The 14,471-nt window shown below is 42.0% G+C and carries 13 protein-coding genes and 1 riboswitch; of the genes, 5 read left to right on the top strand and 8 right to left on the bottom strand.

The features are described from left to right. Positions 1-139 precede the first annotated feature (139 nt). From hlyD to PSF67_RS11075, 4 genes are read left to right on the top strand one after another with little or no spacing between them, the layout of a single operon-like run. Positions 140-1,135, top strand: coding sequence for a secretion protein HlyD (hlyD, locus tag PSF67_RS11060; protein ID WP_272676913.1), 996 nt, complete (start codon positions 140-142; stop codon positions 1,133-1,135). Between the two features lie 9 nt (positions 1,136-1,144). Then, a complete protein-coding gene (locus tag PSF67_RS11065; protein WP_272676914.1) occupies positions 1,145-2,884 on the top strand; it encodes an ATP-binding cassette domain-containing protein in 1,740 nt (579 codons plus the stop codon). Beyond that, positions 2,881-4,020 carry an ABC transporter permease gene (locus tag PSF67_RS11070; RefSeq protein ID WP_272676915.1) on the top strand — a complete coding sequence of 380 codons (1,140 nt, stop codon included), beginning with the start codon at positions 2,881-2,883 and terminating at the stop codon, positions 4,018-4,020. The genes PSF67_RS11065 and PSF67_RS11070 overlap by 4 nt, the downstream gene beginning before the upstream one ends. Positions 4,021-4,029: 9 nt before the next feature. Further along, positions 4,030-5,136, top strand: a complete 1,107-nt coding sequence (locus PSF67_RS11075) for an ABC transporter permease (RefSeq protein ID WP_195698355.1) — start codon at positions 4,030-4,032, stop codon at positions 5,134-5,136. 212 nt (positions 5,137-5,348) lie between these two features. Here PSF67_RS11075 and PSF67_RS11080 read toward each other — a convergent pair whose 3' ends face one another. The 8 genes from PSF67_RS11080 to PSF67_RS11115 all read right to left on the bottom strand — a co-directional run bounded on the left by PSF67_RS11080 (position 5,349) and on the right by PSF67_RS11115 (position 13,174). Then, positions 5,349-6,056, bottom strand: coding sequence for a Bax inhibitor-1/YccA family protein (locus PSF67_RS11080; protein ID WP_004256664.1), 708 nt, complete (start codon positions 6,054-6,056; stop codon positions 5,349-5,351). A gap of 133 nt (positions 6,057-6,189) precedes the next feature. Continuing rightward, entirely contained in the window at positions 6,190-6,642 is a 453-nt protein-coding gene (gene moaE / locus PSF67_RS11085) for a molybdopterin synthase catalytic subunit MoaE (protein WP_166266382.1), read from the bottom strand. Position 6,643: 1 nt separating this feature from the next. After that, a complete protein-coding gene (gene moaD / locus PSF67_RS11090) occupies positions 6,644-6,889 on the bottom strand; it encodes a molybdopterin synthase sulfur carrier subunit (protein ID WP_102138367.1) in 246 nt (81 codons plus the stop codon). Continuing rightward, entirely contained in the window at positions 6,889-7,365 is a 477-nt protein-coding gene (gene moaC, locus PSF67_RS11095) for a cyclic pyranopterin monophosphate synthase MoaC (protein WP_272676916.1), read from the bottom strand. Before moaC ends, moaD begins: the two co-directional genes overlap by 1 nt. 25 nt (positions 7,366-7,390) lie before the next feature. Next, positions 7,391-8,371: a GTP 3',8-cyclase MoaA gene (gene moaA / locus PSF67_RS11100; RefSeq protein ID WP_102138365.1), complete on the bottom strand. Its 981-nt coding sequence runs from the start codon at positions 8,369-8,371 to the stop codon at positions 7,391-7,393. Next, positions 8,361-8,500: riboswitch (molybdenum cofactor riboswitch) on the bottom strand. It overlaps the preceding gene by 11 nt. A 431-nt stretch (positions 8,501-8,931) precedes the next feature. Further along, positions 8,932-11,598 (bottom strand): TonB-dependent hemoglobin/transferrin/lactoferrin family receptor, encoded by a 2,667-nt coding sequence (locus PSF67_RS11105; RefSeq protein ID WP_272676917.1) that lies wholly within the window; start codon positions 11,596-11,598, stop codon positions 8,932-8,934. Between the two features lie 134 nt (positions 11,599-11,732). After that, positions 11,733-12,674, bottom strand: coding sequence for a FecR family protein (locus tag PSF67_RS11110; RefSeq protein WP_210848330.1), 942 nt, complete (start codon positions 12,672-12,674; stop codon positions 11,733-11,735). A 2-nt stretch (positions 12,675-12,676) separates the two neighbouring features. Next, a complete protein-coding gene (locus PSF67_RS11115; RefSeq protein ID WP_102138362.1) occupies positions 12,677-13,174 on the bottom strand; it encodes an RNA polymerase sigma factor in 498 nt (165 codons plus the stop codon). Positions 13,175-13,466: 292 nt separating this feature from the next. On the opposite strand from PSF67_RS11115, the gene PSF67_RS11120 reads away from it, so the two are divergent. After that, positions 13,467-14,375 carry a gluconeogenesis factor YvcK family protein gene (locus PSF67_RS11120; protein ID WP_004909155.1) on the top strand — a complete coding sequence of 303 codons (909 nt, stop codon included), beginning with the start codon at positions 13,467-13,469 and terminating at the stop codon, positions 14,373-14,375. The last annotated feature ends 96 nt before the right edge of the window (positions 14,376-14,471 follow it).

The raw sequence follows: 14,471 nt of genomic DNA on the forward strand, positions 1-14,471 counted from the left end.
TTAAAGTGATTTATTCACATTGATAATAACTAGAGGCTGATGATTTTATTGTAATTTATGCCACATTTTTCCACTAAAAACAGCGGCCTCTAACAACAAATTTGTTTTCATATCGTGGATTCTTTAAGTAAGGTTAGCTATGAGCAATAAAAACCGTTCTGTTGTTGTTTTCATTATTCTCATATTAATCGGCGCTGCAATTGGCGGTTATTACTACTATCAATCACAGCAAGACAAGATATTAACACTCTACGGCAATGTTGATGTCCGCACGGTAAATCTCGGTTTTCGTGTCCCGGGCAAGCTTGCATCCCTAAGCGTTGATGAAGGTGCAAAAATTATTGCAGGCCAGCAGCTTGGTCAACTGGATGACGCTCCCTACATTAACGCGTTAAATAAAGCCAAAGGGGTGCGCGACAGCGCCAAAGCCCAACTCGCTTTGAAAGAAAGTGGTTACCGCACCCAAGAAATCGCACAAGTTGAAGCGGAGTTGGCTAAAAAACAAGCAGCTTGGCAATATGCCGATAACTTTTATAAACGTCAGCAAGGGCTTGCAGCATCTCGCGTTATTTCAGCTAATGATTTAGACAGCGCGAAAAACAACCGAAACCAAGCATTTGCCGCTCTTCAAGCAGCACAAGACAAGCTGAATCAATACCAAAGTGGCTTTCGCCAAGAAGAAATAGCCGCTGCACGAGGTGAATGGTTACAAGCTGAAGCGGCTGTTGCCCAAGCTGAACTCGACTTGCAAGACACCATTTTAACTGCACCTTCATCTGGGACTATTTTAACCCGAGCAATAGAACCGGGCACAATCATCAGTGCAGGTAATACCGTATTTAGCGTCACATTAACAAACCCCGTTTGGGTTCGAGCCTATGTTAGCGAACCACACCTCGGAGATGCCATCCCTGGTAGAGAGGTCTTGCTGTATACCGATAGCCGCCCGAATCAGCCTTATCATGGTTCCATCGGGTTTGTTTCCCCTACCGCTGAGTTTACGCCTAAAAGCGTACAAACCCCTGATTTAAGAACCGATTTAGTCTATCGACTGCGTATCGTTGTCAATGATGCTGACGATGCTTTACGCCAAGGAATGCCTGTGACTATTCAGTTTGCTGATAATAAACAGTAAGAGTTTGCTATGAGTGATGATTACAGTATTCGCCTATCCAACGTCGAGAAAGCTTTTGCTGGCTTAGGTGCACCTGCCGTTGAAAGCTTAACAATCGATATTCATGGGGGCTCTGTAACTGGCCTTGTCGGCCCTGATGGTGCAGGAAAAACAACCTTAATGCGCATGATTGCAGGGCTATTAAAACCAGATGCTGGGAAAATTAGCGTGATGGGGCTCGACCCCATCGACGACAGCATTGCTATGCGAGCAGACCTAGGCTATATGCCCCAAAAATTTGGTTTATATGAAGACCTGACCGTACAGGAAAATTTAAATTTGTACGCAGATTTGCGTGGAGTACTCGGCGAAGAGCGGCAAAAAACCTATCAGCAGCTGCTTTCTTTCACTAGCTTAGCTCCTTTTACCAGTAGGCTGGCGGGTAAATTATCAGGGGGGATGAAACAAAAACTCGGGTTAGCCTGTACATTACTAGGAAAACCCAAGGTTCTTTTACTCGACGAACCCGGTGTTGGTGTTGACCCCATCGCTCGGCGGGAGCTCTGGCAAATGGTTCATACCCTTGCTGATGATGGAATGCTGATCCTTTGGAGTACTTCCTATTTAGATGAAGCACAACAGTGTAAAAATGTACTGCTATTAAATAAAGGCAAACAGCTTTATGCAGGTAAACCTGAATTATTGACTGAAAAAATGGCGGGACGTTCCTTTTTACTCGATGTACCTGCCACACAAAAACGCACAGTATTGCAAAATGCACTCGTATTACCAGAAACTACCGATGGCGTGATCCAAGGCCGCTATATTCGCTTAATTTTGAAGCCGAATGCATCCCAAACGAATTTATTAACCGCATTAAATATGGCAGATGGGAAACTCATTGAAGCGCAGCCTCGTTTCGAAGATGCATTTATTGACTTATTAGGTGGAGGCCCATCTCATCGTTCGGAATTAGCCGCTATCGTGCCGCAAATTCCACCTGCTCCTGAAGAAACCGTCATAGAAGCGCGTAATTTAACCAAAAAATTTGGCCAATTTGCCGCAACTGATCGCGTAAATTTCCAAGTGAAACGCGGGGAAATTTTTGGTTTATTGGGGCCAAATGGTGCAGGGAAATCAACGACCTTTAAAATGATGTGTGCGTTAATGAAACCCACAAGTGGGCAAGCACTCGTTCTTGGAATGGATTTAAAAACGAGTTCAAACAAAGTCAGGCAACAACTTGGCTATATGGCACAAAAGTTCTCGCTGTACGGCAACCTGAAAGTGGGACAAAACCTGAAATTCTTTTCAGGTGTTTATGGGTTACACCATCAGCAACAAGTCAAAAAAATCCACGAAATGGTTGAGGCTTTTAATTTCAAACCGATTATCAATCAGGTTACTGAATCCCTCCCTCTGGGTTATAAACAACGTTTAGCCCTCGCCTGCTCATTGATGCATGAGCCTGATATCTTATTTTTAGATGAGCCAACCTCAGGCGTTGACCCACTCACACGTCGGGAATTTTGGCTACATATCAATGGAATGGTAGATAAAGGCGTCACCGTAATGGTCACGACTCACTTTATGGATGAGGCAGAATATTGTGACCGTATAGGGCTGGTTTACCATGGAAAAATTATTGCAGCTGGCACGCCTGACGAGCTCAAACAGCAAGTGACGACTACCGATAATCCCGACCCATCGATGGAAGATGCATTTATTGGCTTGATTATGGATTATGATAAGCAACAGGAGGCAAAATGACGCATTCCGCTTCTCATTTTTCGTGGCGTAGGCTTAAAGCACTATGCTGGAAAGAAAGTAAACAAATTACTCGTGACCCCAGCAGTGCCCTTATCGCTGTACTTATTCCATTGATGTTATTATTTATTTTTGGTTACGGTATCAATTTAGACTCAAGTAAATTACGCGTTGGTATTTTACTTGATCAACAAAGCTCTCAAGCACGTGAATTGGTTGATACCTTCACGGGTTCGCCATTTATCGATGTGACTATTAGTCATAACCGCCATTTATTAATCGACAAAATGCAAGCGGGTGAAATTCGCGGCATTATCGTCATTCCTGTCAATTTTTCAGCTCAATTGTTGCAAAAACAAGGCCATGCAGCTATTCAGGTTATTACTGATGGTAGCGAACCAAATACAGCTAACTTTGTGCAAGCTTATACCCAAGGTGTTTGGCAAACATGGTTGGCACAGCAAGGGGAAAATCAAGGCTACCCAACAGACCCATTAATAGAGCTCAATATGCGCTATTGGTTTAATGAAGCTGCAATTAGTCAGCATTTTATTATTCCAGGAGCAATTAGTATCATTATTACCGTAGTTGGTGCCATTTTGACCTCTTTAGTTATCGCAAGAGAATGGGAACGTGGCACGATGGAAGCATTGCTTTCAACCCAAATTACTAAAACTGAATTATTGCTTTCAAAATTATTGCCTTATCAAGTTCTTGGGTCTTTTGTGATGGTGTTATGCATGCTTGTCACCACATTTATCTTAGGGGTGCCTTATCGTGGTTCTTTATTCGTATTATTTGTCATTACCAGCCTTTATTTAGCAACCGCACTGGGGATGGGGTTATTGATTTCAACAATTACTCGCAACCAATTTAACGCAGCGATGGTCGCTCTGAATGCCGCCTTCTTACCGGCAATTATGCTCTCTGGGTTTATTTTTGAAATTGATAGCATGCCTGCAATCATTCAGGCTGTAACTTATTTTATCCCTGCCCGTTACTTTGTCAGCAGCCTACAAACGCTATTCCTTGCGGGTGATATCTATATTGTTTTATTGATAGATTTCCTGCTACTAATCGCTTCTGCAATACTATTTATTGGACTGACGGCGCTAAAAACTCGCCGTCGTTTGGATTGAGGTGAAGTTATGTTTTATCGCCTATACACCTTAATTATGAAAGAGCTTCAATCATTACTTCAAGAACCACAAACACGGGTTATTTTGATTTTACCCGTGATATTTCAGATGATTTTATTTCCCCTAGCAGCCACGCTTGAAGTGACTAACACAACCATTGCTATTTTTGACCAAGACAATGGTGAACATTCTATCGAGCTGACTCAACGTCTCGCCAAAGCCAGTGCGTTTTCTCAGGTTTTATTATTGAAGAATGAACACGAAATTCGTGAAACGCTTGATAACCGCAAAGCGCTGCTGGTTGTCCGTTTTGGGCAAAACTTTAGTGCCGATGTTGCAAGTCGCCATAGCGCTAACATGCTGTTACTCCTTGATGGGCGTAATTCAAATAGCGCGCAAATTGCAGCAAACTATGTTGCACAAATTGTCACTCAATACCAACATGAGCTAACGCAAGCACAGGCTCTGCCAAACAACAGTGAATTAATTGTTCGCAATTGGTACAACCCAAATTTAGATTATAAGTGGTTTATTGTGCCCTCATTGGTAGCGTTGATAACCACAATTGGAGTGTTGATTGTGACATCTCTTTCTATCGCGAGGGAAAGGGAGCAAGGTACCCTTGACCAATTGCTAGTATCCCCCCTGACTACTTGGCAAATATTTATTGGTAAGGCGGTGCCTGCATTGATAGTAGCGACAGCACAAGCAAGTTTGGTCCTAGTTATTGGGATCTTTTGCTATCAAATTCCTTTTGCTGGCTCCCTGCTCCTCTTTTATGCCACCATGTTATTTTACGGGTTGTCATTGGTAGGGTTCGGTTTACTCATTTCAGCACTGTGTTCAACTCAGCAACAAGCATTCATTGGGGTATTTGTATTTATGATGCCAGCAGTGCTGTTATCGGGGTACATTTCCCCAGTCGAGAACATGCCAATTTGGCTGCAACAAATCACGTGGATTAACCCTATTCGCCATTTCACTGAAATCACCAAACAGATATACCTAAAAAATGCTGATTTTTCAGTTATCTTTCACAGCTTATGGCCACTATTTATCATTGCGATAATCACCAGCTCAGTGGCTTATTATTTATTTAGGAAGAAAATAGCGTGATCATAAAGAAATCACATTACGCTTTGGAAGCACAATTTAAAGCATTGGAACTACCATTAACGCTTTGAATAACAAGCAAGCTAATAATATCCAAATCATATTTTACGATAGTATTTAGATCAAAAAACCCTTGTTACCGAAGTAACAAGGGTTTTCAATTTTAACGACGTCTATCCCCTCATTTCATTGCATTATGAGGAGAGCTACTGAATTTAGCGGCGGTCACCGAAGATACGCAGTAACATTAAGAACAGGTTAATGAAGTCTAAATACAGAGACAGTGCACCCATAATAGAGTACTTACGCATTGTTTCCCTGTCGTCTTCATCAATTTGTGAACCCATTTCTTTCAGTTTTTGAGTGTCATAAGCGGTTAAAGCAGCAAACAGTAAAACACCACCGTAGGTGATCACCCAATACATCATGGTGCTTTGCAGCCAGATGTTAACCAAAGAAGCGACAACAATACCGATCAGCGCCATAAACAGGAAGTTACCCATACCTGTTAAGCTACGTTTAGTGGTATAGCCGTAGAAGCTTAATGCACCAAACATCACTGCGGTAATAACAAATGTGCCCGCAACGGACTCACCAGTATACGCAGCAAGAATAACTGAAATTGTTAAGCCTGTGAGCAATGAATAGAGCATAAACATGCCCGTTGCTGCCATGCCACTAATTTTTTGCAGCAGAAATGAAATGCCCATCACTAAACCAAGTTCAGCAATAATCATTCCGAAAAAGAGGATTTTATTGGTTGCAATGGTGTAGTACAAACCACTGCTAACTGAATACCATGCCACAAAAGCTGTCAGCAGTAGACCGACTGTCATCCAGCCGTATACTTGCGACATAAATGCCTGAACGCCAGTATTGGCACCCTGGACAAGAGAATCATTACGTTGATCAAACTGACCCATGATGGTTACCCTTTCGCTAAAAGAAAAATCGACCCAGTAAAAATACTGCAATCGGAGAAATTAACCAAAGTCTAACACATTCTTTTGACAATACCATTCAGCAAATTCGTATTTTTTAGCGGAAAAAATGCGATTACCAGCGGTTTGCAGACGCTTCGTCAGTTTCTTTCGCTTCCACCCAACGTTCATTTTCAGGTAAGGTTTCTTTTTTCCAAAATGGGGCTTTGGTCTTTAAGTAATCCATAATAAATTCAGCGGCTTGAAATGCAGCGTTACGGTGGGCGCTCGTGACCCCAACAAAAACAATTTCTTCACCTGGTTGTAAGGTACCAATGCGGTGGATCACACTAACTCGCTGCAATGGCCAACGTTCTTTTGCTTCTACAACTATCTTTGCTAACGCTTTTTCGGTCATTCCTGGGTAGTGCTCGAGCGTTAATGCCGCCACACTATCACCTAAATTATGATTACGTACTTTCCCTGTGAAAGTCACAACAGCGCCATCACTATCACACTGTGCAAGCCATTGATATTGTTCACCAATACTAAAATTTTCTGTTTGTACTGCAATATGAGTGTTTTCCATATTACCCCCCAGTGACTGGTGGGAAAAAGGCCACTTCATCCCCTTCTGAGAGTGGGTGGTCTAGTGAAACAAATGATTGATTAACAGCGGCAAGTAATTTGCCATCTTCAAGTGCCAACGCCCAGCGATCGCCTTTTTGTGAAAGGGCTTGGCGTAAGTCTTCCACTTTTTGGTAAGTCTCTGTAAGTTCTAAGCGATCCGTTCCAACTAGCTCACGGACTTGAGCAAAAAATAATACTGTGATCATTATTCCACCTTAAAATGTCCAGACTTACCGCCTGTCTTTTCTAACAAACGAACAGGGCCAATCACCATATCTTTTTGCACTGCCTTGCACATGTCATAAATCGTCAAAGCAGCAACAGATGCAGCGGTTAACGCTTCCATTTCTACCCCTGTTTTCCCTGTTAACCGGCAACAAGTTTCAATACGGACACGGTTATGTTCGGGTTCCGCTTTCAGGATCACTTCAACTTTAGTTAACAATAGTGGGTGACATAATGGGATAAGCTGCCAGGTGTTTTTTGCCGCTTGAATACCCGCAATACGCGCTGTAGCGAACACATCCCCTTTATGATGGCTACCATCAACAATCATCATTAAGGTTGCTGGGTTCATAGTGACATAAGCTTCTGCGCGAGCTTCACGAACAGTTTCAGCTTTGGCTGAAACATCAACCATATGCGCCTCGCCCGACGCATTAAGGTGAGTCAGTTGGGACATATTTTCTCCTGAAATCAAAAAAGGATTAACCGCCAATTACGGATAAATTTGGTGTAATTCCGCTATCACCCATATGCAGAAAATGGGTTTCTCGTTTATGGTGTAAGCCTCGCTGAATACGGGCTTTCAACGCTTCGTTTTGATCATCTGCGCCCAATAAATCACGAAGCGGAATGCCATTTTCACCAAATAAACATAAATGCAGATTTCCTAATGAGGAAACGCGTAAACGGTTACAACTTTGGCAAAAATCTTTTTCGTACGGCATGATAAGCCCGATTTCGCCTTGGTAATCTGGATGACTAAAGACTTGCGCTGGCCCATCACTACGAGAACGAGGAAGCATATACCAGCCTTCTTCGATTAAACGTTCGCGAATAGTTTCACCTGAAATATGAAAACGTTGGAAGATATCACTACCATCACCGGTTTCCATGAGTTCAATAAAACGTAATTGAATTGGACGGTGTTTGATCCAATTTAGGAATGACTTCAACGCAATGTCATTGACATTTTTCATGAGCACGGCATTAACTTTTACTTTTTCGAAGCCTGCTTCAAAAGCAGCATCAATGCCTTTCATCACCTGAAAGAATTTGTCTTGCCCTGTGATAGCCGCAAATTGGCGTGGATCTAAGCTGTCAACGCTCACATTAATCGCGTTCAACCCTGCGGCTTTCCATTCTTGCACGTCTCGCGCCATACGATAGCCGTTAGTTGTCACGGCTATTTTTTTGATTGATTCATTTTCATTGATGGCAGCAATAATATCACTGAAATCCTTGCGCATAGTCGGCTCACCGCCCGTAATACGCACTTTTTCTGTGCCTAATTCTGCGAATGCCGTGCTAATACGACGAATTTCATCGAGTGTTAGGAATTCATGACGACCACTTGGCTTGTAGCCATCGGGTAGGCAGTATGTGCAACGAAAGTTGCAAACATCTGTTATAGAAAGCCGAAGATAGTAAAATTTCCGGTCAAATTGATCGACAAGTTGCTGCATAATCACACCTTTCCAAGTACGGGAGATGCAGACATTTCTATCTTGCACCCTGGTGGCTCTAGGCCACGGCCAGTGCATCATATTCAGTCGTTCAAACTTAGACGCAAAGGCTAGGAGTTTTATTTGGAACCGAGTTACTGATTTTAAACTATAAAATACGCCACTCTGTTCACTTAATTTATGTAAGGATTCTAGCCGATAGAAATTGAAAAAGCGAATTACAATTCGATATATACTATTATATACAACGACTTACGAAAAACATAGTTGGATCACCGAAGCTATTATTATCACTGACAATTTTCTGTTTTAACACGCTTTAAACCGCATAATTTCATGTTAATTGATTAACATCTCTAACTATTTAATTAAACATTTATTGATATAGATCTAAAATGGGGAGCAAGCTCCCCATCTAATTGTTTACGTTGTAAATAACAGCACTTAACGCTTATCAAAACCGGTATTTCAAATTAAATAATTGGCATATCAATTAAAAATAAATAGTAAGGCACAAAATTTATTAACCAAAACGCCACAGCGTAAAGTATGACGTGTATTTAGAAACGGTACTCTATCCCTCCCGACACTGTTCGACCTCGACCTAATGTATTAGCCAAACTTTCCCCATAACTAACCACATACGCTCGATTGGTTAAGTTCTCAACATTTCCACGAATAGTTAAATTGTCGGTTAATGCATAACTTGCATATAAATCAATCAGTGTATATTTAGGCCAATCGGCTAAGTAAGGGGAATTAGAGCCCGTTGAATAGTCTTGAAAACCAGGTGTAAAGCGAATGACCATTCCCCCATCGAGTTTTCTGTCAAACGCTCGCCCACCTAATGTAAAGGAACCGCGATCTCCAGGTAAGTTCGCAGCACTACTGAAAATAGCGCTGCTATCACAATCCACATGGTTATTTGATGCCTCATTTGGCTCAACATACCAGTTACCGGGACCAACATCTTCGCCATACTTCAATACGCCACCTAACCATGCGGGCCGTGAACAGAATTTATTTTTGCCGATCATGTGGGTAAAGGTCAGGTCTGCATACACAAAGCCTGCATCATAATTCAGTTGGTATTCAAACCCTCTAAAACGGGTTGCAACCAAGTTATTGCTGTATGCGGCATTACCAATATTAGGGCTAACCATTCCGGGTTTTTTACGGTCAATCGCTAAATTAATGTAGTTATCTACTCGAGTATCAAAATAGGCGATTTTCGCCACAAATCGGTCCTCTTCGATAAATAATTGCGGATAATTGATGTTCATTCCCACTTCCCAAGCATTTGAACGCTCAGGTTTTAAATATGGATTCGGGAATTGGGTCGAACTACTGTGAGCACTACCTGTGGTTAACGTTTCTGTAATAGCTGGCGGGCGCCATGATCGCCCATAGCTGGTAAATAATTCCATCCACTCAAGATTAGGACGTACCGCTAAGCGAATGTGGGGTGAAAATGCCCCTTCTGAGTTATCAACATCCCAATTCTCAGTCGTCATAACAACTTTGCAATCACGTAACCTTCTGCCTGTACATGGGTTGTCTTTGGTATAAGGAAGTACGCCATAACGCATACTGGTTTGGCCTTTGAGAGAATAGTAGTCATAACGCACTCCCCCTTCTAATGTTAACCAATCATCGTATTCATAAGCCAAATTAGTAAATAATGAGCTCAATGAACGTTTTCCGTCCGGTGTCACGCCACTAGCTGCTTCACGTGTTGAACTACTACTCGCTTTGTCTTGGAAGGTTTCCAAACCATAATGCGCTTTTAATACATTGTTATGGTTAAATTCAATTTCTGAATGATTTTCAAGCTGTACCCCTACCGTTTTGACTCGAGTATCCATCTGGTAGCCATTATTATAAATTTGGCTCGTGGAATAGGTGTCTGTATTGTCTTTAGTATCAACAAAATACACTTTTCCCTTTAACTCAGTGCTCCATGGGTTATCGCTAAATTGAGTGTAATCAAGAGAATAATTTTTGGCGGTTACATCACTGAAACCGCTACTTTTCCACCCTAACTTGTAGGGCCATGTGCCACCTAAGTTCGTTAATGTTCCTGCATTTGGCGTTGCCACTTTGGTTTCTAAGTAATTAAATTGCAAACGCTGCTCATCACTTATATTCCAACCAGCTTTTGCCAAATAAGAGGTCATTCGGTAATTACTGTCATTAATGCGAGTGTGTTTTAATTGGTGTGCAAGTTCATCGTAATGTCCGGCCCCATTGTTGACTCGTATATTACCAATATTACCGTGAGTTCCCGGTTTATAATCCCCAAGGCGCCGTTCGCTTGCCGCAAACAGTAAATCCGCTTTTTCATTCCCTAATGCCAGCACACTGCTACCAATAAAGTGCGTATTATTTGACCCTGTACTCGCATGCAATTTCCCACCAAAGGTTTTATCTTTCGATAAAAAATCAGACGCGTTGACAGTATTGAAAGTCGCCACCCCTCCTAAAGTTCCACCACTCCCCATCCCACTCGTATTGCCCTTCTGTATTTCCACTCCAGAAAGCAGTTCTGAGTCGATATACATAGAACCATTGCGCTGACCGTGTCCGCTTTTTTGAAAGTTTTGCCGCATGCCATCGATATTCATATTCACGCGACCATAATCCTGTATCCCACGGATATTCACAGACAAAGAAGGGTCTTGCTGGCTAACACTCGAATAGACGCCTGTCGTGAGTTCTAACACATCGGCTATGTGCTTTGGTGGGCGGTCATCAATTTGTTTTTTACTAATCACACTGACGGATGATGGACTGCTATATACCCAATCCCCTTGTTGGAGCTGGCTTGCTGTGACAGTAATATTATCCAATTTGATCACTGAATCACTGGTAGCAGGCGCGATACGCTCAATGGTTATCCGGTTATTTTGCAACTGATATTGCACAGGGTTTGAAGCAATTAATCGACGTAACCCCTCCTGTAGCGTAAAACTCCCCTTCAAGCCTTGAGTTTGTAAACCATTCACTTCTCGGCTCTGAATGATAATTTCTACCTTTGCTTGCTGGGCGAATTGCAGCAAGCTGTTTTCAAGCGAACCCGCAGCAACAGAAAATATGATTTCCTGTTGTGCAGGTGCTACCGCTGAGTTTGCCTGTGCTAGACTAAAAAATGAAAATGCAGGTAACGTAAATAATGCAAGGTGAACACAAAGTGTCGCTTTTTTATAGTGGTGCTTTTTTTGAGTCATTTCCCATCCCTAAAATGATAATGGTAATAAAAATCATAATCACTTAGGTTAAGACGCGAAAATTAGGAAAACCCGTAAATAAATTTTTATAAAATAATTCGGTATCACTTAATATCTATACTACTTATTCATAATCAATAGATTAAAGTAAAAAATGGGATTTCATAAACGGATAAACCGTACGATGACACCAGATGCGTCAGCCCACTATCGAGTGCGTTAATCTGTAATACACCACTAATGTGCCCTACTGGCTCCTCAGCCAATAAAATAATTTGCTTGTCACGGTAACGATTTATTTCAGCAATAACTTCTGGAAATATTTGCTGTTGAAAAATAATTTGCCCTTCGCGCCACACTGTAGAATGCGAATTAACCATGGAAGCCATAGGCGTTATCTCTGATTGATATTGTGTGAAGTTTCCTGCTGGAATAAGCATTTCCTGCCCTGATAATAGCGACACCTTTACGCTGTGTTGATAAACACTGACCACCACTTCGCTATTTTCATTATCAATTGAAAATTCAGTACCAAGCGCCTGAGTTATGCCATTTTTCGCCATAACCTGAAAAGGCCTTGGTTCCGTATCCGTTTTTGGTGCGACGGTGAAGTAAGCGCGTCCCCGTAATAAATTGACTTGCCGGTACTGCGAATTAAACGCTAATTGCAACTGTGCGCCACTGTCGAGATCTACACGGCTACCATCCGGTAAGGTGATATGCTGTATTTCACCGGTTTTCGCATAGTAATCCACTTGCTGTGTATATTGAAAATACCAAATTGACATGGATAACACACTCACTAGCACAGCCGCGGCGATCGATAAACCAACATAGCGAGGGCGTCTCTTTTTTTTCATTCCCTGTTGATTTTCAGCTGTTTTTTGTCGTGGTTTATTCGCCGTTAGTGCCCATAATTGCCGAGCACGGAAGTAAGCTGATGCATGTTGTTCTGACGCATTAAGCCAAGACTGGAACGCTGCATTCTCTTGTGATGTCAACTCGCGATGCGTTGTTTTCACAACCCACATTGCGGCTTTGTTTTCAATTTCAGATGGACTATCAGATGGCTTCATGACTAGTCTCTCCATTTATGAATTAGCATTGCCAATGCACTGGCTAAATGTTTTTCGACTGTACTTAATGAAATATTTAAATGCTGCGCCACTTCCGTTTGGGTTAGTCCTTCTTCTCGATGCAAGCGAAATATCTCCTGAGTCCTGAATGGCAAAGTTTGGATAATTTTTTGAATTTGTTCTAGTTGTTGATCATGAATGACAGTGGCTTCTAGGCCTTTCACCCGCGATGGGATCTCTTCCCACTGTTGGTCACTGATAGCCATTAATCGTTGTTTTTTCTGTAGGCGGAAATGGTCGACCATCAGGTTTTTCGCAATTCGATACAAATAAGCATCAAAATCTTGAATGGCAGGGTTTTTCATCAACTCGGCCAACCGAGCAAAGCTTTCCTGCGTAATATCCATACTTAAACTATGGTCTTTAAGGTAGATGTTCAGATAACGACATAACGACGACGAATGGCGAGCAAACAGGCGCTGTAATTCTGAATCAGACATATTGATCCATAAAATAAACAATGAAAATGAGAATTATTTACATAATATAGATAATAATTTGAAATGAAAACTCTCTCGCGCATTTTTCCGTCTAAGGCCCACATCAATACAGAATCATCTCTTTTATTGTTTTTTGTCACAGTACTTAAGCTAAGAATGATGTTTTATGGTAGATTAATGCCCAATTTATTTTAGTCGCCATAAAACGGGCTTTAGCGTAAAAAACCGCATTCGTAACTCGCTGGTTTACTTGCTTTTATAAGTACTGGAAATTAACTGATATAGGAACACTATGCCGAATTGCAGTCTGGCGGATCTCAGGCATGTTGTCGCTCTAGGTGGCGGGCATGGACTTGGTCGCGTGATGTCTTCACTTTCTTCTTTAGGTTCTCGTTTAACGGGTATTGTTACCACAACCGATAATGGAGGCTCGACAGGTCGTATTCGTCGTTCCGAAGGCGGGATCGCTTGGGGAGACATGCGTAACTGTTTAAATCAGCTAATTACTGAGCCGTCTATTGCTTCAGCGATGTTTGAATACCGTTTCAGCGGTAATGGCGAGCTTTCAGGCCATAATTTAGGTAATTTAATGTTAAAATCATTAGACCACCTAAGTGTGCGCCCGCTAGAGGCCATAAATCTTATCCGTAATATGCTAAAAGTTGATGCGCAGTTGATCCCAATGTCGGAATCCCCTGTTGATTTAATGGCTATCGATGAAATGGGCAATGAAGTATACGGTGAGGTGAATGTTGATGCCTTACATGAAATCCCACAAGAGTTACGTTTGTACCCGACCGTCAAGGCGACGAAAGAAGCCTTACAAGCCATTCACCAAGCAGATTTAATTATTATCGGCCCTGGCAGTTTTTTTACCAGTTTAATGCCATTACTGCTTTTGGATGAAATTGCGGCTGCACTGCGCGAATGTAAAGCTCCGATGATTTATATTGGCAATTTAGCGAAAGAAATTAGCTCCCCTGCAGCAAACCTGTCTTTGCCTGACAAACTAAAAATGATGGAACATTATATTGGTTGCCAAAAAATTGATGCGTTAATCCTTGGCCCACGGACACAAACAAGCAATATCAGCCCAGAACGCAAAATAATCCAACGAGTACTCGAAGCAGACGATATCCCATATCGTCATGATAGAAAGCTGTTACTACAAGCCATCGAAGAAACCATCAACTTGTTATAACCCCCCACCTGCCATTCCGCTGCTAAATACTCGCAGCGGAAAACTTTCCCTAAAATTAGCCCTATGTTTCCCGTATTTCCACTAAATCTACTTTCA

Origin of the sequence: Providencia sp. PROV076, from assembly GCF_028483405.1 — a bacterium.
GTDB lineage: Bacteria > Pseudomonadota > Gammaproteobacteria > Enterobacterales > Enterobacteriaceae > Providencia > Providencia huaxiensis.